Genomic DNA, 18,577 nt, shown 5'->3' with positions numbered 1-18,577 from the left:
TTTATCCTTGTAGTTCAGCCATTACTAGCGAGTCTAAGCTGGCGGCGTAATAATTTAAGCGAGTAATTGTAATGTGTTTGTCTATTTGAATATTAAGCGCATCTATTTTGGCATTTAGCTCACTAATACGCGCACGCATAACATCAGAAAAGTCGCCATCGTCACGGGTATACGCGTTTAAAGTAGCCTGAGCTTGTTGCGACATTTGCGGTAATAACGTGTTTTGATAAAGCGTATGGCGCTGCTTAATTCGCTCAAGCTGACTAACCTCTTTAAAGTACTGTCCTTTTAGGTTTTGTAACGCCACGCGTTTGTCGGTTTTAATGGCCTCTGCAGTGGCAATAGCGGCTTTAACTTGCTGATCTTGCCTGTTGTCGGTAAATAAAGGTAAATCAATACTCAAGCCAACCGAAAGTAAATCAGCACGCGATTCACCAAATTGGTTATCAGCGCGGTAGCCATAACCCATATTTACGCCAAGTTGTGGCTTATAGCTCTGTTTAGCAAGGCTCACTTGTGTGCGTTTAGCGGCTATTCGTTGATCTATTGCCACCATAGAGGGGTGCGCCATAAGTAACTTAATCAGCTCATTAAAGCCTAAGCTATTAAATTGTGTAAGCGGGGTTGGCACTGCAAAAGTGTCGCTTAATGGTTGACCTAATATGCTGTGTGGTAACCACTGAGCTAACCCTTGTTTAGCGGCCTCTAACTGCTGTGCTAATACAATCAGTTTATCTTCAAGGCGTGTGAGCTCCAATTGTGCGCGAATAATATCTTGCTGACGGGTTTTACCTAAACTACTGGAGTAACTGGCTTCGGTAACTTCAATAAGCTGAGTAAACAATGCTTTATCATGTTCAATTAATGCAATACTTTGCTGTGCTCTGTAGGCATTTAACCACAGCTCCATCACCCTCGCTTTTACCTGCGCCTTTCGCTGCGCCCTCAGCCACGGCTGCTCAAGTGCTTCTTCTTTTATTGCTTGCTGGCTAAGTGCCAGGCTATTACCACGACTAAAGCTTTGGCTTATACCCAACTTTAGTTGCGTCATATTTTCTTGATTAAACGCAAAACCATCAACGGGTACGCTTTGTAAACCTATGCTCAGTACTGGGTCTGGTAAAGTACCTGCCGCAATACTTCGCGCTGTTGCTGCAGCTTGCTTTTGCTCGCTAGCGCTCAACCATGGCTCGTTATTTAGCGCTATAGTAATGGCATCCGTTAAATTAAGGGTCGTTGTCTTTGCTATGGCGCCACTATTAAGTAAAATCGCGCTCAGTAATACAGTTTTAAAAATTACAGTGCGAGTCATTGCCTGCTCCATCTAAAATTAAAAATAAAACTTTAAATTAAGAGGCAGGAAAGGCGTTTAAACGTAAAATTCCTAAATTTTAAATACACCTATCCTGCGTTTAAGCAAACATAGGGGGGCGAAATAAGGTGCTTGTCGGGGGGAGTGACATCTCAAAATTGAGTTGAGATACTTTTTCTGTAGGCAGTGCAAACGCGTCAAATACTGCGTAAAAATCTAAAATAGAGCTACCACCACAACCATTTATTGGGCAATGGCAATCATTGTTGCTAGGTTGTTCGTCGCAACAGTCCATTTGCATTATATCGGTATGCGTATGCTCGCTTTGCATAGCATGCTGTTGTGTGTGGCTTGCAGAGTTTGTCATATGAGGCATATCACACTCTAAACTTACAGACGCAACTGCTTCTCCAACAAACGTCAGCAATATAACAACGAGTAAAAGTGAAGAGCTAAAACGCTGCAAAACAAAGCCTTTAAAATAAAATACGCCGTTATGATATTTAAGTTGCCAAAGTAACTCAAATAATTAATTTTCTTTTTTAGGCGGAGTAATTAAGCTGCTCGCTAAAATAGCAAAAATACAATATGCACTAAAATACCAAAAGCCTTCGCCAAATCTGCTATGCATTACGAGTAAATCGCTACTTTGGCCATGTGCATTGCCTGCCAAATAAGTCACTATTAACGCAATAACAAACACATCCACCATGCTCCACTTGCTCAGCGCGCAAATAACTACACCTAACTTATTTTTAAATACGCTGGCCGACAAGCTGCAATACAGCAATTGCATCAGTAGCTTTAAACTTGGAATCACAATAGAGAACAACCCAACAAGCACCGCTACAAATAAATTATTATTGCTAGCCAGCTCATTAATAGCCCCCCATATACTTTGGGTTTTATTGTACGCGTTTATTTCACCTTCTAATTTATCAAGCCCTAACATGCTAGAGAACATCATTAACATACTGCGGGTCCGGCCATCGCCTTCCTCGGCTAACATGTCTATCCCAACCTTAGCCAGTTGCGATTTATCAATGTTACCCTCAATCGTCAATACGGGCTTAGTAACCCCTGGGAATAACAGCCCTAATGCAACCACAATACTTAAAATAGATAACCAATTACGCATATTTATTCTGCTATAGCCTCAATAATTTCGTCACTATACAGCACTGCATCAAGCACATAATTAAAAATATGCCCTATATGCAGATTACTGTTTATTGCTGGCATTAGTGTCGCTATTTTATCCATTTCATCTAGTTCAAACGCTCTAATAAGCGCAAGGCTTTGCCCTAAAATGCCGTCATTGTTTAATAATGCCTGGGCAATACTTTCATCTAACGAAAACTCTTTAACAATCGCTTCAAGGTCGGTATCTAAAATTGCATTCATTACAGAAAACAGCCCCACCAAATAGCCTTGGCCAACCAATTTTGGATAACTCTGACCTAACAATAGCGCAATAAACTGTGCTCTGGTTAACGCAAGCTTTGTAAGTTCTGTCGGTTTATCAGCGCCTAACTCACTCAGTGCTAAAACGCGAACTAGCTGCCTGATGCTATCCTCTCCTAAATACACAACCGCTTGCGATATAGAGGTAATGGTTAGTTTGGTACTACTCGGGCGGGCATTAGCTAACTTTAATACACGCGCTGTAATGGCTACATCTCTGGCTACTTGCTTTTGTATTTCATCAAAGCATAAAGATTCTTTTGCCGTAAAGCGCAGTAAATCAAACACAATCACCTTGCCCGGCTCCACATCTTTGTAAGTAATCATCTCTGGGCGGGCAAAAAAGTAACCCTGAAATAAATCGCAACCCGCTTGTTTTAACGAATGAAACTGTGCATGTGTTTCTATGCGCTCAACAATCACTTTTGCATGCGGGTTAGCGCGTTTAATTTTTTTTATCCGCATATTGGTCTTAATTATTACATCGTCCATTTCAATTTTGATGTAATCGACATGCGCAAGTAATGGCGACCACTTATCGTCACCATCGTAATCATCTAAAGCAAACCTGTACCCCTCTTGCTTAAGCGCTTTAACGCGTTGAGTAACCTCTGCTATTTTATTTGTACGCTCAACGATTTCTAACACACAATTTTGGGGCACTAGCAATTTTGGAAAGTTTTCTAAAATAGTGGCGGAAGAAAGATTAATAAACGCTAAGTGATGTGCTGTCAGTTTATCTGGCCCTAACATCATTAATGTATTAAAAAATAAGCGGCTAGTTGCTTGCTCATCAGAGGTCCCCACAGGAAAAGCATTGTGGGCTGAATCGCGATAAAGCAACTCATACGCAAATACATTCTGCTGTGCATCAAAAATTGGTTGCCTTGCAACAAACTGCGTTAGCTTTTGCCCGTTCTCAAAAATATTTGTAGGGTTCACTTAATAAAAACCTATCTAATTTCACGTTGTTTATTACAATTAGGTTATACACTGTAATTCAACTACCATTAAGATTCTAGAATCCTTGCATGTAAAGCTAAATTACATAGCACTCACTCATAAAAGTTTAGCAAAGGTTATTTATTTGTTTTTTTTAAAGTTGTTTTTATTCTCATTTATTGCCCACCTTGCTACATTTGCTAATGCCCAGCAAAGCCAGCCAGAGCTTAACTATAATGTTAGTGCATCGGGCAGCCATTACCCTTTTTACACCAGTAACCCAGAAAACCCTGGTATTTTGCCAGAAATTATTACCGCTTTAATGGCGCAGGCAAATATTACCGTCAATCATGTGGAGCTCCCCACCAAACGCATTGCCAAGTATTTAGAAAACGGTTTTATAGATTTTGATGTGTTCTCTTTAAAATGGTTAGCCCAAAACGAGCGGGATAATCCTTACTATGTTTTTTCAGACCCGCTGATCCCCGCAACTGAAATGATTATAGCTTTACCTAATAAAGTAGCGCAGTATCAAACTGGACACAGTTTATATTCGAAAGAGGTTGGTACCGTACTTGGTTACGATTACCACGATGATGAAAAATATAATCGCGTCGACTTTCCCTCTGAAAAAGAGCTACTAATTGCATTATCTAAAGCGCGTATTGATGTTGCCATTATGGGGATTCACACCGCAGCGTATTGGTCTAAGCAGTTAAATATTAAGATTGGGTTTGGCGCGCAGCATTCGCACGGATATTTAAGAGTACGGTTATTAGCTAAGCATAAAGCCCTACTGCCTAAAATAAACCAAGCAATTGCTTACTTACAAAGCAATGGTTATATAAAACGTATCGAAGATAAGTACATAGAGCCAATACCCGCACAAAACTTAAGGGATTAGTATCGCCCTGAGCCGCCACAGGGGTATAATACGGCCAAATGTAAACCTCCTCCTATATAAGAATGCCTTATGAGTATTGAAAAAGCCTTAATCGAGCGCAGCAATAACCAGTGTGAATTGTGCAACTCCACCGAACACTTATCTGTTTACGAAGTACCTCCTGTTAGAGAAACCCACTCAGATAAATGCATTTACACGTGCCAAACCTGTAAAGATCAAATAGAAAAAAACAGCGAGCTTACCCCAACACATTGGCACTGTTTAAACGACAGCATGTGGAGCCAAACGCCTGCCGTACAAGTGGTAGCCTATAGAATGCTTACACGCTTAGCTGTTGATAGTGGCTGGGCACAAGATGCGCTAGATATGATTTACCTTGAAGAAGACACACTTGCGTGGGCCAAAAAAGCCCTTGCTGAAGATGACGATATAAAACATGTAGATAGTAACGGCGTAGTACTTCAAGCTGGCGATACCGTTACGCTAATTAAAGACTTAGATGTGAAAGGCAGTAGCTTGACCGCCAAACGCGGCACAGCAGTACGCAACATAGGCTTAACAAGTAACCCCGAGCATATTGAAGGGCGAGTAGAGGGCCAACGCATTGTTATTTTGACTAAGTTTGTCAAAAAATAGCTTTATGCTAAGGCACATTAGCGCCTTTTTATGGCTTGAAAATTAAGCCATGATTAAGCTCCCTCCCCCTACACTTACCAGCAATACAGGAATAAGGAGCGCAAGCATGGCTAAACATCAATTGAGGTTTCAAAAACGCACATTTACAAGCTTAGGTTTATTAGCACTAAGTGCACTCACATTAGCGGGCTGTGAAAAACCAGCTAACGAGTCACAACCTACAGCACAAGAAAAAAACGTGATGGGTTTGACCGCTCAAGTAAGCTATAAAGATCGCAGTATGCCACGCCCAGGGTCACAACTGATCGTAACGCTATCGGATGTATCAAAAGCAGACGTAAAAGCCGAAATAATCACCCAACAAATCCTAGATATAAACAAAGCGCCACCGTATACCGTAGAGCTTGCGTATGATGACAACAACATTGTTGATAAACACCGCTACAGCCTCACAGCCAGAATCATTAATAAAGACAAGGTTCTTTATACCAGCACAAGGCAGTACAACCCTTTTAAAAGTGCAAAATCAGGGATTCTACACGAAATTGAGCTTGAAAGAGTCGCCTCACCTAAGAGTGATGTAACTCTTGTAAATACATACTGGAAGGCAGTGACAATTAATGCACAAACAGTCAGTGTAAGAACAAAAGAGCCGTTTATACAATTTGATAAAGACAACCGTGTTAACGGCTTTTTAGGATGTAATAACGTCAGCGGCAGCTACAGTACAGAGCAACATTCAATATCGTTTAGCCAATTGGCCAGTACAAAAAAAATGTGTTCGCAAAGCATGGAGCAAGAAGCAGCGATGTTAAACATGCTCAATAACACGCAAAAGTGGGCTATAGAAGGCGAGTCTTTAGAATTAAAAGATAGCAATGGCAACGCGCTTGCCACCTTTAATGCGGTCTATTTTAATTAAGTAAAAGCCCAGTTAAACTGGGCTTTTTAGTGCGCGTATTTAAATACTCTCACACACTATTCATCTACTAACTGCTCGCTTCGGTAAAAGCCGCTAGGTTTACTTAAAAGCTTAACAAGCTCAGGTAGCACGTTATCCATTGTTTGCTTTAATTTCCAGGGCGGGTTAATCACTATCATGCCTGAGGCAGTCATACCGTGTACGTCAGTGTCAGCCTCAGTACCTAGTTCAAATAATTGAATATTACGCATGCCCGACTCAATCAGACCTTGCTCCATATTATTGATACGCTCTCTATCAACAACAGGGTACCAAATCATATAAGTACCTGTAGCAAAACGCTGATGCGCTTTTATCAGCGAGGTAACAACTGTATCGTAATCGTCTTTAATTTCGTAAGGCGGATCAATAAGTACAGATGCGCGGCGCGAAGCTGGCGGCAATAACCCAATTAAACCTGCAAAACCGTTTTCACCTCTTACACGAATCGACCGTTTCCCTTGCATGTTTTCTTCGAGTAACGCTAAGTCGCGCGGATGCAACTCAAAAAACCAGCCTTTGTCTTGACGGCGTAAGTAATGCTCAGCAATTTTTGGCGAACCGGGGTAAAACGCCAACTCATCCCCATCATTAAACGATTTAATTAATGAAATATAATCGCTTAGCGCCTCGTGCTCACTGCTATGCTGCCAAAGCTTAGCAATGCCCTCTTTATATTCTTGTGTTTTTTGGGCATCGGATGAACTTAACTCAAAAAACCCCGCACCAGAGTGGGTATCAATATAATCGAGGGGTTTATCTTTAATGGTTTGATATTGAAGAACCTGTGCAAGTACTAAATGTTTAAGCACATCTGCAGGGTTACCCGCATGAAAAGAGTGTCTGTAACTAAGCATGGATGATTTTCGCTATACGCAATTTAATATCGGCAGTGAACCACAAGCTCAGTATTTTGGCAACCTATTCACCGCTTAGCGCGCAGTTAAGTGAACCATTTATGAACAGAAAACCCCCTATCATGAATTATCACTTAACAAACAATAAAATTGTGCTAAAACCACCGTAAATGCTGGCAAATCAACACACTTTGCTTTACATTTGCATGACATTAATTACAGTTATATGAGCGCCTTTATGAACAACACAACTCTTCAACAACTCGAACAACTGATTGACTCGCTTATCGAGCGCAACAACCAATTACAAACAGATGTTGCTAGCTTAAAAGAGCAAAATGCAAAACTAAGTGACGAAAACGAAATTTTACAACTAGAAGCCCTTGAAAACGAAGAAAAGCAAAAAGACGCAAGCTCAACGTTAACAGGCTTACTTGATAAGTTACAAAGCGCACAACAGGCTAGCTAATGTCTGAGCTGCAAAACCAGCGGGTCACAGTTGAGTTGCTAGGTAAAGAGCAGCAGTTTGCATGCCCTGTTGGGCAAGAAGATGCATTAATAGCAGCAGCACAAAATTTAAATGACTTGGTTGAGCAAACAAAGCAACGCTCATCAGTTCGCAACGAACAACAAGCGATACTTTTAGCAGCACTTACACTGAGCCATGAGTTGCTCGAAGCTAAAACGCATGCCAGTGTAGCGCAACAGCAGCAAGATCAACTCATTGATAAACTCAGCCAATGCTTGGCGAGTGACCCAACTAAAAAATAAAAAGCGCCTCGTGCGCTTTTTGTTTATTATGATGTATCTTAAACGCTGCACAGAGATACGTAATGAAGTTAAACTCCTTCTTTTTAAAAGTTGTCCCCTCCCTTTTTATCACACTTAGCACATTTTCTAACTTTAGTATGGCAGCGGTTACTTGGGAGCAAATAAATGACAATATTCACTTTTTAAAACAACAAGATAAGCTGCGCTTTTACGATTCTAACCAAGTACTTATTGAAGGCGAGCAATGTGCGCTAATGGTAGATGCTAGCGGAAACTTTGCAGCGGTAGAAGCACTGGCTGCACAATTAAAAAAACACCTTAAAACCCCGCTATGTTATTTGGTTGCTACCCACTTTCATGATGATCATTTACTCGGCATGGCCGTATTACAAAACGCCTTCCCAAAAGCACAGCTAATAGTGCATAAGCAAGTAGCCGATAACTTTGCCACATACCAGCAGGCGTACGATGATAAGTTAGCAGGCTATGAAAAAAGTATAGAGCTGAGCTATCAGCGCTTAGCCACATTGCCCGAACAACAACAAACACAGTGGCGAGAAAAACTATCATTAGCTAAACAGCGTTTTTTACGTTGGAAAACTTATAACTTAGAATCACCTACAACTGTAATTAGCGAGCCACAAAGTATTGATTTAGGGAACTTTGCCGTACAAATAAAGCCCGAAAAAGCCCATACAAACGGCGATTTAACGCTCAGTACCAATAATGGCGCGCTGCTAATAGGCGGCGATATTGTGGATTGGCTACCCTACCCTGGTCACGGTCAATTACAAAATTGGCAAGCCCTACTCAAACGCTATATTAATCAGCCTAATTTGCGTACAATACTTCCTGGCCACGGCGGGGCGCTTAAAAAAAAGCAACTAAAGCAACCACTGGCGTTTTTAACAAATTTAATAACGCACGTTAGAAACAACAAAAAACAAACACTTGAGCAACTTACTCAAAGCTTCCCTGCGGATGTACTCGCACCATATAAACAAGAGGCGCTCAATAAAAAGTCGAGCCAGTTATTTTTACAAGCAGGGCTTAAGCGCGCCCAATTAACTCAGCACACGGAATAGTGTTAACAAATAAAGGTATTTTTAAAAGAGATGATAATTCGCGGATTGTGTTTAATATGTGTGTGTATTTTAATGTTTGGTTGTCGCTCTACAGAAAATGCAGAGCCTGTTGAAGCACCACAGATTTTCACGCACTTTGAGCCAAGTTACGAAGACCAAGCTTTACCTGAAGAAACTCAACCATTACCGGTACAGAAAACCAGTGCTATTTCGCCAATCAAATCAAAAAAAACACGCGTAAAAAAACGCCCTACGAAAGCTGAAAACCTATGGGTACATATTGCCAACAACCTACATTTTACGGTGTATCAAAATCGCGCCTTAAAAAAGCGCATTAACTGGTATTTAAAACAACCTAATTACTTACCCACTGTAAATAAACGCGCCGCGCCTTATTTGTACCATATCGTAAAAAAAATTGAGCAAAAACGCCTGCCTATGGAGTTGGCTTTATTACCCTTTGTAGAAAGTGATTTTAGACCCACCATTGCTTCGTCGCAGCAAGCGGTAGGCGTTTGGCAGTTAGTGGCCGCCACCGCACATCATTTTGGGGTTAAATCCGATCAGTGGTATGACGGACGACAAGATGTGCTGGCCTCAACCGATGCCGCACTTGAATACCTTAGCTATTTACACAAGCGCTTTGATGGCAACTGGCTACATGCGTTAGCGGCATATAACAGTGGTGAAGGCCGAGTTAAACGAGCCATTGAGCGAAATAAAAAACGCGGTAAAAGTACCGATTACTTTTCTCTAAAACTGCCAAAAGAAACAGCTGATTATGTACCAAAACTATTAGCGCTAAGCTATTTAGTAAAACACCCGCAAAAAGGCTTTAAGCGCCCAAAACTTGCTAATAAACCAATAACAACGCAAATGAATGTGGGGCAGCAGTTTGATTTTTCGGTCATAGCGAGACTCTCTGGGGTTGGCTCAAAACAGTTGCACGCGCTTAATCAAGGTTATTTAAAAAATCAAAGCTCACCTAATGGTCCCCACTCATTGCTTTTACCTGTTGGACAAGAGGCGCTATTGAAGAGCCAGTTTTTTAAATCAAATTTTGCAGGCGAATACATAGTTAAAAAAAATGATACGCTTTACAGTATTGCACGGCGCTTTAATATGTCGGTTAAGGCATTAAAACAGCTTAATGCAAAACAAAACAATATTATAGGCATAGGAGAAAAACTGCTGGTTGGGCAACCTAAAACGCTCCCCAAATCGCTCATTGTCGATTATCAAATTAGTCCTTATTTGGAGCCGCAAGAAGTCGTGATCCCAACCATAGAAATAGACTATGAAGTAAAACCTGGCGATAGTTTATGGAGTATTAGCCAGCTATACGAAGTACCACATAGTGATTTAGCAAAATGGAATAACCTCAGTGCATCAAGTATTTTGAAACCTGGCACGCAATTAACGTTATTTATTCCTCAGGCTGACAAACCGAAACAACCACAGAAAAGACAAAACCTTTTGCAAGACCTACAAAAGTCACTTATTCAACCACGCTGAGTTTATAAAGCTCAGTCTTTCGCGTAAAATTGCTTTTTAATATAGAAATAATTCAAAGAGACACGCATGCAAATTAGCAAAAACTCAGCCGTAGAATTTCATTACACCTTAAGTGAAGCAGGCGAACAATTAGAAAGCAGTTTAAACCAGGCACCACTTAGCTATCTTCATGGTAGCGAAGGTATGCTTCCTGGCTTAGAAAAAGCGCTGGAAGGCAAGACTGCTGGCGATAAATTTAGCGTGACACTTGAGCCTAGCGAGTCTTACGGAGAGCGAGTTGACGATTTAATTCAGCGTATCCCACTTAAGCACCTGCAAGGTGATGTAAAAGTGTGGAAAGCAGGTATGACAGCCATAGTGAACTCAAACCAAGGTCAGCATCAGGTGACATTAGTTAAAGTGGGCCGTTTTAACGCAGACTGTGACTTAAATCACCCATTTGCTGGTAAAACGCTGACATTTGACGTGGAAGTTGTATCAGTGCGTGAAGCAACCAGCGAAGAAATTTCGCATGGGCACATTCATGCTGAAGGCGGCTGCGGTCACTCTCACTAGTCACCTAGTTTAAATAAGGAGCAAGTATGTCTAAGGTTGCAATTGTTACTGGCGGTACAAAAGGCATTGGGTTGGCGGTTGTAAAGCGCTTTATCGAAAATGGCTATACGGTGCACAATTTAGATATTGAGTACAGCGATCAGGGTTTTTTTCACCAATGCGATGTGAGTAATGTAAGTGCTGTTAAGGCATGTATTGCGGCCATTTGTAAAAAAAATCCAGCTATAGATATACTTGTTTCTAACGCCGGTAAACACCTCAGCGCTAGTATAGAGGATACCGATGAGGACACTTTCGATGCGTTATTTGCATTGAACGTGAAAGGGGCCTATGCGGCTGTGCAAAGTGTACTACCGAGTATGAAAGCGCAAAACAGCGGTGCCATCATTTTAATCGCCTCTGATCAGGCAATAATAGGTAAGCCAAACTCGTTTGCCTACAATCTGACAAAACATGCCCTTGCCTCAATGGCAAAAACCACCGCGCTGGATTACGCCCAATTTAATATTCGCGCTAATGCGGTATGCCCCGGGACAATAGAAACCCCACTATTTCATAATGCAATTGACGCGTATTGCAATAAAAGCGGTGCTAATAAGGCCGATATAGTGGCAGAAGAAGCAAGCCTACAACCACTTAATCGACTAGGCCAAGCCGATGAAGTTGCCGCATTAGTTAACTTTTTAGCCAGTGACGAAGCAAGCTTTATAACCGGTAGCCTACAAAGTATTGATGGCGGCTATACAACGCAATGAGTTTAAAAATTATTGACCCCCACGTGCATTTTTTTAACCTTGCCGAGGGGCAATATACGTGGCTGCAAGGCGAAAACCCACCAGCATGGCCAAATTTAGAGTTAATAAAGCAACCTGTGAGTGATGAGCAACTTATTAAAAGTACCGACTTTGAACTTGCAGGGATTGTGCATATTGAAGCTGGGTTTGACAATCAATCACCTATAAACGAGCTTAATTGGCTAAGCTCGCATTTAAAAAAGCTGCCTTTTAAAGCCATTAGTTACGCTCAGTTAGACTGCGCACCTGCGCAATTTCAAAAAGCAATTAACGACCTTACCCACCCGCATTTAATAGGCATACGGGATATAACCGAAGGCGCAGACGCGCAGCGATTATTAACCCCCGCTTGCTTTAATAATTTGCAAACCCTTTGCCAGCAAGGACTGCATTATGAAGCACAATTTGAGCTTGAAAATACTGCAGTAGCCGCTCAGCTTACTAATTACGCTAAGGCACTGCCTCAGCTAAAGATAATAATAAACCACGGCGGCCTACCTAATAATATTAAGAACTGGCAACAAAGCATTCGTATGCTAAGTTCGCACAATAATATAGCGATTAAGTTTTCGGGCTTTGAGCTTTTAGCGTTAAATTTACAGCAGCAACAATACTGTTTTGACACTCTGTTCTCGTACTTTGGCGAGCAACGCATTATGTTTGCAAGTAACTTTCCGGTTTGCCAAATTAACGCAAGCTACAATAATGTTTGGCATAGCCACCAAGCCTTGTGTAAAACAGATAAAATGTGGCATAACCTGAGCTACGCAAATGCTAAGTATTTTTATAATATATAGGGCGTGTTGATCTATATTAAATTTAACCAATTACGTAAATGCGGCAATGACTATGACACGACATTCGCGATTATCAGCCCTTGGTATTTTAACTATTTTAAGTGGTTGCGCATCTAACACACAGCCAACACCTAAACTGCATCATGCTTTACTTACCGAACCAAATAGCCAAGCGGTAGAGCGTGTTATAGAGCGCTTAATGCATATAAAAAACGTCACGCTTGCTAATGATGTGTTTATTCACACCAGTACCTTTACTCTTAAAAACACAAACCGTAGCGATATAACAGCCAATCAACAGCTTAACTTTCCCGATCAATTTGAACTAATGATAAACAATAACCGCTGCTATATACGCCACCTTGATAGTAAAGCCACCGCTGAAATAAACAGCGTTACGTGTTCAATTAACCCTGCCAATTAATCCCTTAAAATATTCAAACGTTATTGCTCATAGGTATTAGGTGCGGTTACACAATTATAAAAAAGCCGGTAAGTGAGTTATCACTTACCGGCTTTTACTTTTAAAATTAAGATTTAAATTATTTAATTTCTACGCGCTGCGAGCGCATAACAATCTCATCGTTTAATTCAATGCCTAAGCCTGGCTCTTCTGATACTTCAAAAAAGCCATTTTTTGGTTGTGGATCTTGTAAGCACAGCTCTCGGTTCCACTTTTTAATGGCATATGTATGATGCTCATGAATTAAAAAGTTAGGAATTGCGGTTTCTAAATGTAACGACGCGGCAGTAGCTACAGGACCGCCACATACATGCGCTTGAATACGCACATCGAAAATATCAGCGTAGTCACATACTTTTTTGGTTTCGGTAAAACCACCACATAAACCAATATCGGGCTGAAGCACATCAATGCTTTGATCTTCTAAGTAAGGGCGCACACCCCAGCGATTGTATAAACGCTCACCACCAGCAATAGGAACTGCCACTTTATCAGCTACTTTTGCATGTAAAGAATGATTTAAGTAGTTAACTGGCTCCTCGTAATACATACAATCAAACTCTTCAGCTATTTCACCAATTTGTATAGCAGAGGTCGCTCCAGGTAAGCTGTGGCATTCAAAAATAATATCCACTTCATCACCCACCGCTTCACGTATTGCTTGCATGCGGGCACGGTATAGTTTCATTTCACCACGAGAGATAATTTTAGTGCGGTCGTAGTATGTATTTCCGTCTTTATCGTATTGGATAGGGTCAACTTTTACAGCATCATACCCTTCAGCTACGGCTTTTAACGCCGCCTCTGCGTATTCTTGAGGCTGTACTAACGCTTTAAACTCGCTATCCCAGTCAAACTGTAGCTGCGATGCGTAAGTACGTAGCTTATCGTTTACTTTACCGCCCAGTAATTGATATACCGGTAAGCCAAGTGCTTTACCTTTTATATCCCAAAGTGCTGTATCAATTGCGCTCATTGCTGCATAAACAACGGGGCCGCCACCTAAGCCCCAAAAGCTTTCGCGTAACATACGCGACCATAATTTTTCGGTTTGAAATGGGTCGTGGCCAATTAAAAACGCATCTGCCATTTCTTTTATCATTGCCGCTGCTGCGCTGTGGCCTAAATCGTAAGCTAAACCAGCCTCACCTACACCACTTATGCCTTCATCGGTATGAATACGTACAAAAACGGGAGTCCAGGCTGGACGCTCTGGGCAATGAATATCAAATACTTCTACGCGATTTACTTTCATTTAAATTCCTTATTAGCCACACAGGCTATTGTGCAAAACTGGGATCAAGTCGGTACGCTTTTCGTAACATAGCAGGCCAAGCAAGCTGCCCACCTGTACTGCCACTGTGAACCACATTAGCTTGGTTATAAATATTGTCGATAATTGGCTGCGGCACGGGAATAACCTCTTGTGAGCTGGCTTGTAAAGCAAGTTGGATTTCGCAGGCACGTTGCAAGTCATAAAAACGCATAAAGGCATCGCCTACGGTTGGTCCAACGGTTAAACCACCATGATTCACCAATAACATGTGATTAGTATTGCCTAAATCATCTTGTAATACTTTTCGCTCGTCATCGTTCACCGCCAGCCCCTCATAGCCATGGTACGACAGCGAAGGGAGCGAAAACATAGAGTATTGGCTTAACGGTAGTAAGCCGTTTTTTTGAGTAGCAACGGCAATAGTTTCTTTGGTATGTAAATGAATAACACAATGCGCGTCTTCACGGACTTCATGTATGGCGCTATGAATAGTAAACCCCGCAGGGTTAATACTAAATGGGGTGTCATCAATAATATTGCCGTGTAAGTCAACTTTTACTAAGTTTGATGCGGTTACTTCGTCAAACGTTAAGCCAAACGCATTTACAAGGTAGTGATCGGTGCCAGGTAAACGTGCTGATAAATGCGTGTAGATTAAGTCCCCCCAACGAAAATGATCGACTAATCGATAGCAAGCCGCTAAATCTACGCGCAATTTCCACTCCTGCTCCGACACTTTGTTTTTTAAATTTAGTTGGGGTAAATCAGTCATAATCAGCCTTTTAAAATACGTACAACAACATAAGTACGAATAGATGTTTAGAAGTCTAAAACAGTATTAATTTTATAGCAAACACAAACAAAACAGCCACACAAATGTGTGGCTGTTGGCGCTTTCATTCAATTTAAAAACAATATGTTGTTTTTACAGGCGCTGCTTTATTTTACCTTTGAAAGGTAATCCGCAATAGCTTCAAATTCTTCATCTGTTACTGTTGCAACCATTGCTTTCATTGCCGCAGTCATACCATTGTTGCGTGCGCCCGATTTAATATCTTTCATTTGCGCAACTAAATAGTCTTTGTTTTGACCGTTAATTTTAGGGTATGCGCCCATAATAGGAGCTTTACCTTCTGCACCATGGCACGTTTGACACATTTTTTGTGTATACAGGGCTTCGCCATCAGCAGCCGCTGCATTAAACGATAAACTTGCGGCTAAACTAATACCCGCGCCTACAATTAGTGTTTTTATCTTGCTCATTATATTCACTCTTCTTTTTGACGGTTAAAAAATAGTCTATTGATTGTAGTAAACAATCTGATAAAAAGCATACGTATTAAATTACACTCGGCGATCAAACACGACGACGTTTTCAGCCTGTATTGCTAACTTTAGCAAACAATACTGAACAAACACTTACCACACTAGATCATCTGGTACTTCAAAGTCTGCGTAAGGGTCGTCTTCGTCTTTAGGTTTGTTTTCAGGTTCCACATGAAAAACAATATACTTTTCATCAACTTCTGCCACTTTACGTGCTGGCTCATCATCAAGTACGTAAAACTGCCCTTCTAATACACAAATGGCTAAACGACCACCCGATAATGCTTTTTGGGTGCTCTCATTTACGTCTATCTCTTTTACTTTATTATCGTAAGTAAAATTAAAAGTGCGCTCACCGCGGATAGAGTCTTGGTTATGATGCTCGAGAATTTGCTTAACACGGGCAACTTGCTCACGTTGCTTAAGCTCTTCTTGGCGAGACTGATTAAGTTCTTCAGCCTTTTTTTGCTGCTCTAATTTAGTTTGCTGAATATGCTTTTGCAGATCGCTTGGATTACTCGTAGCCCCTTTTTTTTGCTTTTTTTGTTGCTTACGTTTTTCTGACTTAGCAACTTTAGCTTTATGCGACGTTGTTAACCCTGCTTTTAGCAATTGGTCTTGTAATGAACCCATGGTTTTATTCCACTAAAAACTTATATTAGGTTTATTTTAATCACCAACGAGTATAAATAACAGTGCTATTAGCATTAATCTAGCATAGGGGACAAAATACACCTTGATTTAGCGCAATTGTTGTTGAATGAGCCTATGAAATATAAGCCATTTTTCATATACTTTGGTTAATTTATCTGCTCTTTTTTAAGCCTTATAATGCGCTTGCTACATTTACTTTTTTGCTCGGTGTTTATATTTTTTGTACTGTACGCACCTCAACCTTTATTGAGCTTATTTGCTAGCGAATTTAACGTGCCTACTGCGCTCGCCGGCAGCTTAATGAGTGTCACCATGCTGCCTTTAGCAATAGCTCCTTTTATTTATGGACTATTTTTAGCCAAGCGAAACCCACTTGTTATTTTACGTATTGCTATGTTTATTTTAGGTGTGAGCTGCATGCTGTTTACAGTGGCATCAAGCTTTGAGCTATTACTTTTAGTACGCTTTATACAAGGCTTAACCTTACCCGCCGCACTTACCGCGATGACAAGCTACATTGGTATACGTTATAGCGCAGATACCTTACAAAAAAATATGACCTTGTACATAGGCAGTACCATAGCTGGGGGTTACTTTGGCCGAGTATTGGCTGCTTTATTTAGTGATGTATGGTACTGGCAAAGTTTTTATTATGTTATATCCATTGTGCTTATTGGCCTAGCTATAAGTATAAAGCCCTCCGACTTTATGGTATCTAATCAATCAGCACTCACGCCGCTAACATATATTAAACAGCTAAAAGATGCGGCAGTACTAAAATTGTATGGTGCCGTTTTTTGTATGTTTTTTTGCTTTGCGGCCTTATTAAATTACCTACCATTTATTTTGCAAAACACCTTTTTAATCACAAATACCCGCGATATAGGTTTAGTGTACAGCGGTTATTTAATTGGTGCTTTAGCCTCTATTGCAACACCTTGGCTTGCCAAAAAAGCGCCTTCGCCTTGGCATTTACTTGCTGCGGTTTTTATCGTGTATAACTTAAGCATAGTGTTACTTATCAGCCAGCAACTGAGTGTATTTTTAATTGCATTTACAATATTTTGCGCTGCTATGTTTGTTATTCACTCAAGTGCAGCTCCGCTCGTTAACAAGATTAGCAAAGCACCTTCAAGTGTAACAAATGGCGGGTATGTGTCGTTTTATTATAGTGGTGGCGCGCTAGGCTCGTTATTGCCTGGTATTGTTTATCAACACTCAGGGCATACCGCATTTATGCTTTGCCTACTGAGTGTCTGCTTTATCGGCTTGGCATTAGTCACACTTGGCTATCGAGAAGGTAGAAACATTACCCGAGGTTGATGCCCTGTATGTTCAAAAAATGTATTTAAATCATTTTTTGCAAGTAACCATGTTTGAGTGTTCTCAAACGGGTGACAATGAAACAGATCGTTAAACCAAATATCTTGATCAAGCCACAACGTAACACTGCTTTGTTTATCGTTTGCTAGGGCAAGCATAGACACACAACCTGGCGCCACTTTTAAATACCGCGCTAGGCGCTCACTTGAAGCAAACCCCAATCGAGAAAGCCCTTGTTGCTTAGATAAGGTTTTTAAATCAAGCTGTTTATCATGTGCGGTGATCACTAAAAAGTGATTTTTTCCTTCATTATCACGTAAAAATAAGTTTTTTAGCCTCGTACCAGGACGCTCCACCATAAATGCATCCGCATCTAAGCTGGTGTGTAATGCCGGGTGTTCTATCACATCGTAATCAATATCTAACTGCGCTAACAGCTGAGCAAGTTTTTTCTTATCGGCCAACATATTACAAACAACGCCCTCTTAGTTGCACGCTCAAATCACGCCATAGTACTTGTGTAATTTCGTGTTTTTTTTCACAGTAATTATTTTTACTAAGGGTATCATTTAAAAGCCTAACAGCTTCATCCTCTAGCTTAAGCTTTAGCACACTAGAGTCCTCAAAATGCTCTTGCTCTATATAACGTTTCACATCTGAGCGGCTCGGCCTTTTCTCGCCTCGCCCGCCGTTATTAAAATTTATGTTACTACGCTGCTCGGCCTTAACCGACACAACATAAGCAAATATCTTGTTGCCTTGCTCATCCACATTTTCATAAAACTGCTTATTATTTATTTCATAAGGAGGCGCTTGATTACTTGCACACCCAGCAAGGAGCAAAGCAAGTATACAGATCCTTTTTTTCATTGTGTTTGTCGTTTCGCGAAGTATTTTTCACGAGTTTATCAAAAATAAGCGATAACAGTTAGGGCGTGTTGA

23 protein-coding genes are annotated in these 18,577 nt (G+C 40.9%); 12 read left to right on the top strand and 11 right to left on the bottom strand.

Annotation, left to right across the window (positions count from 1 at the left end):
- Position 1: 1 nt before the first annotated feature.
- From AABI99_RS11075 to AABI99_RS11060, 4 genes are all read right to left on the bottom strand, one after another.
- Positions 2-1,312 (bottom strand): TolC family protein, encoded by a 1,311-nt coding sequence (locus tag AABI99_RS11075; protein WP_338365818.1) that lies wholly within the window; start codon positions 1,310-1,312, stop codon positions 2-4.
- Between the two features lie 100 nt (positions 1,313-1,412).
- Positions 1,413-1,688 carry a hypothetical protein gene (locus tag AABI99_RS11070; RefSeq protein WP_338365817.1) on the bottom strand — a complete coding sequence of 92 codons (276 nt, stop codon included), beginning with the start codon at positions 1,686-1,688 and terminating at the stop codon, positions 1,413-1,415.
- 153 nt (positions 1,689-1,841) lie between these two features.
- The gene (locus tag AABI99_RS11065; protein ID WP_338365816.1) at positions 1,842-2,450 is read right to left on the bottom strand and encodes a paraquat-inducible protein A; all 609 of its coding nucleotides are present in this window, start codon (positions 2,448-2,450) and stop codon (positions 1,842-1,844) included.
- 2 nt (positions 2,451-2,452) lie between these two features.
- Positions 2,453-3,718 (bottom strand): EAL domain-containing protein, encoded by a 1,266-nt coding sequence (locus AABI99_RS11060; RefSeq protein WP_338365815.1) that lies wholly within the window; start codon positions 3,716-3,718, stop codon positions 2,453-2,455.
- 145 nt (positions 3,719-3,863) lie between these two features.
- Here AABI99_RS11060 and AABI99_RS11055 point away from each other — a divergent pair, with 145 nt between their 5' ends.
- From AABI99_RS11055 to AABI99_RS11045, 3 genes are all read left to right on the top strand, one after another.
- Complete coding sequence (locus AABI99_RS11055; protein WP_338365814.1) at positions 3,864-4,622, top strand: transporter substrate-binding domain-containing protein; 759 nt, start codon at positions 3,864-3,866, stop codon at positions 4,620-4,622.
- A gap of 69 nt (positions 4,623-4,691) precedes the next feature.
- On the top strand, positions 4,692-5,258 hold the full coding sequence (locus tag AABI99_RS11050) for a PhnA domain-containing protein (protein ID WP_338365813.1): 567 nt from the start codon (positions 4,692-4,694) through the stop codon (positions 5,256-5,258).
- A gap of 106 nt (positions 5,259-5,364) precedes the next feature.
- A complete protein-coding gene (locus tag AABI99_RS11045; RefSeq protein WP_338365811.1) occupies positions 5,365-6,180 on the top strand; it encodes an META domain-containing protein in 816 nt (271 codons plus the stop codon).
- Between the two features lie 56 nt (positions 6,181-6,236).
- Here the strand turns inward: AABI99_RS11045 and rlmJ are convergent, their stop codons facing one another.
- On the bottom strand, positions 6,237-7,076 hold the full coding sequence (gene rlmJ, locus AABI99_RS11040) for a 23S rRNA (adenine(2030)-N(6))-methyltransferase RlmJ (protein WP_338365810.1): 840 nt from the start codon (positions 7,074-7,076) through the stop codon (positions 6,237-6,239).
- Positions 7,077-7,314: 238 nt separating this feature from the next.
- Between rlmJ and zapB the strand changes: the two genes are divergently transcribed.
- From zapB to AABI99_RS11000, 8 genes are all read left to right on the top strand, one after another.
- Positions 7,315-7,545 carry a cell division protein ZapB gene (gene zapB / locus AABI99_RS11035; RefSeq protein ID WP_024031454.1) on the top strand — a complete coding sequence of 77 codons (231 nt, stop codon included), beginning with the start codon at positions 7,315-7,317 and terminating at the stop codon, positions 7,543-7,545.
- On the top strand, positions 7,545-7,847 hold the full coding sequence (locus AABI99_RS11030) for a cell division protein ZapA (RefSeq protein ID WP_338365808.1): 303 nt from the start codon (positions 7,545-7,547) through the stop codon (positions 7,845-7,847). The genes zapB and AABI99_RS11030 overlap by 1 nt, the downstream gene beginning before the upstream one ends.
- Before the next feature lie 137 nt (positions 7,848-7,984).
- The gene (locus AABI99_RS11025) at positions 7,985-8,932 is read left to right on the top strand and encodes an MBL fold metallo-hydrolase (protein WP_338365827.1); all 948 of its coding nucleotides are present in this window, start codon (positions 7,985-7,987) and stop codon (positions 8,930-8,932) included.
- Positions 8,933-8,968: 36 nt separating this feature from the next.
- Positions 8,969-10,447, top strand: a complete 1,479-nt coding sequence (locus tag AABI99_RS11020) for a LysM peptidoglycan-binding domain-containing protein (RefSeq protein WP_338365826.1) — start codon at positions 8,969-8,971, stop codon at positions 10,445-10,447.
- Positions 10,448-10,513: 66 nt separating this feature from the next.
- Positions 10,514-11,002 (top strand): peptidylprolyl isomerase, encoded by a 489-nt coding sequence (locus AABI99_RS11015; protein WP_338365807.1) that lies wholly within the window; start codon positions 10,514-10,516, stop codon positions 11,000-11,002.
- Between the two features lie 26 nt (positions 11,003-11,028).
- On the top strand, positions 11,029-11,757 hold the full coding sequence (locus AABI99_RS11010) for an SDR family oxidoreductase (protein WP_338365806.1): 729 nt from the start codon (positions 11,029-11,031) through the stop codon (positions 11,755-11,757).
- On the top strand, positions 11,754-12,593 hold the full coding sequence (locus tag AABI99_RS11005; protein WP_338365805.1) for an amidohydrolase family protein: 840 nt from the start codon (positions 11,754-11,756) through the stop codon (positions 12,591-12,593). Before AABI99_RS11010 ends, AABI99_RS11005 begins: the two co-directional genes overlap by 4 nt.
- Positions 12,594-12,645: 52 nt before the next feature.
- Positions 12,646-13,017, top strand: a complete 372-nt coding sequence (locus AABI99_RS11000) for a hypothetical protein (RefSeq protein WP_338365804.1) — start codon at positions 12,646-12,648, stop codon at positions 13,015-13,017.
- 118 nt (positions 13,018-13,135) lie between these two features.
- Here the strand turns inward: AABI99_RS11000 and AABI99_RS10995 are convergent, their stop codons facing one another.
- From AABI99_RS10995 to AABI99_RS10980, 4 genes are all read right to left on the bottom strand, one after another.
- The gene (locus AABI99_RS10995; RefSeq protein ID WP_338365803.1) at positions 13,136-14,311 is read right to left on the bottom strand and encodes a mandelate racemase/muconate lactonizing enzyme family protein; all 1,176 of its coding nucleotides are present in this window, start codon (positions 14,309-14,311) and stop codon (positions 13,136-13,138) included.
- Positions 14,312-14,336: 25 nt separating this feature from the next.
- Entirely contained in the window at positions 14,337-15,104 is a 768-nt protein-coding gene (locus AABI99_RS10990; protein WP_338365802.1) for a class II aldolase/adducin family protein, read from the bottom strand.
- A gap of 167 nt (positions 15,105-15,271) precedes the next feature.
- Positions 15,272-15,595, bottom strand: a complete 324-nt coding sequence (locus AABI99_RS10985; RefSeq protein WP_338365801.1) for a c-type cytochrome — start codon at positions 15,593-15,595, stop codon at positions 15,272-15,274.
- Positions 15,596-15,751: 156 nt separating this feature from the next.
- Positions 15,752-16,291 carry a DUF2058 domain-containing protein gene (locus tag AABI99_RS10980; RefSeq protein WP_338365800.1) on the bottom strand — a complete coding sequence of 180 codons (540 nt, stop codon included), beginning with the start codon at positions 16,289-16,291 and terminating at the stop codon, positions 15,752-15,754.
- Between the two features lie 198 nt (positions 16,292-16,489).
- Between AABI99_RS10980 and AABI99_RS10975 the strand changes: the two genes are divergently transcribed.
- Positions 16,490-17,635 (top strand): MFS transporter, encoded by a 1,146-nt coding sequence (locus AABI99_RS10975; RefSeq protein ID WP_338365799.1) that lies wholly within the window; start codon positions 16,490-16,492, stop codon positions 17,633-17,635.
- Here AABI99_RS10975 and AABI99_RS10970 read toward each other — a convergent pair.
- Together AABI99_RS10970 and AABI99_RS10965 are read right to left on the bottom strand one after the other, a co-directional pair.
- A complete protein-coding gene (locus AABI99_RS10970) occupies positions 17,602-18,102 on the bottom strand; it encodes a prolyl-tRNA synthetase associated domain-containing protein (RefSeq protein WP_338365798.1) in 501 nt (166 codons plus the stop codon). The two genes, AABI99_RS10975 and AABI99_RS10970, sit on opposite strands and share 34 nt — an antisense overlap.
- A gap of 1 nt (position 18,103) precedes the next feature.
- Entirely contained in the window at positions 18,104-18,505 is a 402-nt protein-coding gene (locus tag AABI99_RS10965) for a hypothetical protein (RefSeq protein ID WP_338365797.1), read from the bottom strand.
- Between the last annotated feature and the right edge of the window lie 72 nt (positions 18,506-18,577).

This window comes from uncultured Pseudoalteromonas sp. (assembly GCF_963922945.1).
In the GTDB taxonomy this organism is placed as follows: domain Bacteria; phylum Pseudomonadota; class Gammaproteobacteria; order Enterobacterales; family Alteromonadaceae; genus Pseudoalteromonas.
The sequence above is the reverse complement of the archived record's forward strand: the minus strand, read 5'-3'. Positions and strand labels throughout refer to the sequence as shown.

Bases quoted from the DNA above. Each gene is read 5' to 3' on its own strand.
- AABI99_RS11075 (WP_338365818.1), bottom strand. From the start codon at position 1,312: ATGACTCGCACTGTAATTTTTAAAACTGTATTACTGAGCGCGATTTTA.
- AABI99_RS11070 (WP_338365817.1), bottom strand. From the start codon at position 1,688: ATGCCTCATATGACAAACTCTGCAAGCCACACACAACAGCATGCTATG.
- AABI99_RS11065 (WP_338365816.1), bottom strand. From the start codon at position 2,450: ATGCGTAATTGGTTATCTATTTTAAGTATTGTGGTTGCATTAGGGCTG.
- AABI99_RS11050 (WP_338365813.1), top strand. From the start codon at position 4,692: ATGAGTATTGAAAAAGCCTTAATCGAGCGCAGCAATAACCAGTGTGAA.
- AABI99_RS11045 (WP_338365811.1), top strand. From the start codon at position 5,365: ATGGCTAAACATCAATTGAGGTTTCAAAAACGCACATTTACAAGCTTA.
- rlmJ (WP_338365810.1), bottom strand. From the start codon at position 7,076: ATGCTTAGTTACAGACACTCTTTTCATGCGGGTAACCCTGCAGATGTG.
- zapB (WP_024031454.1), top strand. From the start codon at position 7,315: ATGAACAACACAACTCTTCAACAACTCGAACAACTGATTGACTCGCTT.
- AABI99_RS11030 (WP_338365808.1), top strand. From the start codon at position 7,545: ATGTCTGAGCTGCAAAACCAGCGGGTCACAGTTGAGTTGCTAGGTAAA.
- AABI99_RS11025 (WP_338365827.1), top strand. From the start codon at position 7,985: ATGGCAGCGGTTACTTGGGAGCAAATAAATGACAATATTCACTTTTTA.
- AABI99_RS11015 (WP_338365807.1), top strand. From the start codon at position 10,514: ATGCAAATTAGCAAAAACTCAGCCGTAGAATTTCATTACACCTTAAGT.
- AABI99_RS11010 (WP_338365806.1), top strand. From the start codon at position 11,029: ATGTCTAAGGTTGCAATTGTTACTGGCGGTACAAAAGGCATTGGGTTG.
- AABI99_RS11005 (WP_338365805.1), top strand. From the start codon at position 11,754: ATGAGTTTAAAAATTATTGACCCCCACGTGCATTTTTTTAACCTTGCC.
- AABI99_RS11000 (WP_338365804.1), top strand. From the start codon at position 12,646: ATGACACGACATTCGCGATTATCAGCCCTTGGTATTTTAACTATTTTA.
- AABI99_RS10995 (WP_338365803.1), bottom strand. From the start codon at position 14,311: ATGAAAGTAAATCGCGTAGAAGTATTTGATATTCATTGCCCAGAGCGT.
- AABI99_RS10990 (WP_338365802.1), bottom strand. From the start codon at position 15,104: ATGACTGATTTACCCCAACTAAATTTAAAAAACAAAGTGTCGGAGCAG.
- AABI99_RS10985 (WP_338365801.1), bottom strand. From the start codon at position 15,595: ATGAGCAAGATAAAAACACTAATTGTAGGCGCGGGTATTAGTTTAGCC.
- AABI99_RS10980 (WP_338365800.1), bottom strand. From the start codon at position 16,291: ATGGGTTCATTACAAGACCAATTGCTAAAAGCAGGGTTAACAACGTCG.
- AABI99_RS10975 (WP_338365799.1), top strand. From the start codon at position 16,490: ATGCGCTTGCTACATTTACTTTTTTGCTCGGTGTTTATATTTTTTGTA.
- AABI99_RS10970 (WP_338365798.1), bottom strand. From the start codon at position 18,102: ATGTTGGCCGATAAGAAAAAACTTGCTCAGCTGTTAGCGCAGTTAGAT.
- AABI99_RS10965 (WP_338365797.1), bottom strand. From the start codon at position 18,505: ATGAAAAAAAGGATCTGTATACTTGCTTTGCTCCTTGCTGGGTGTGCA.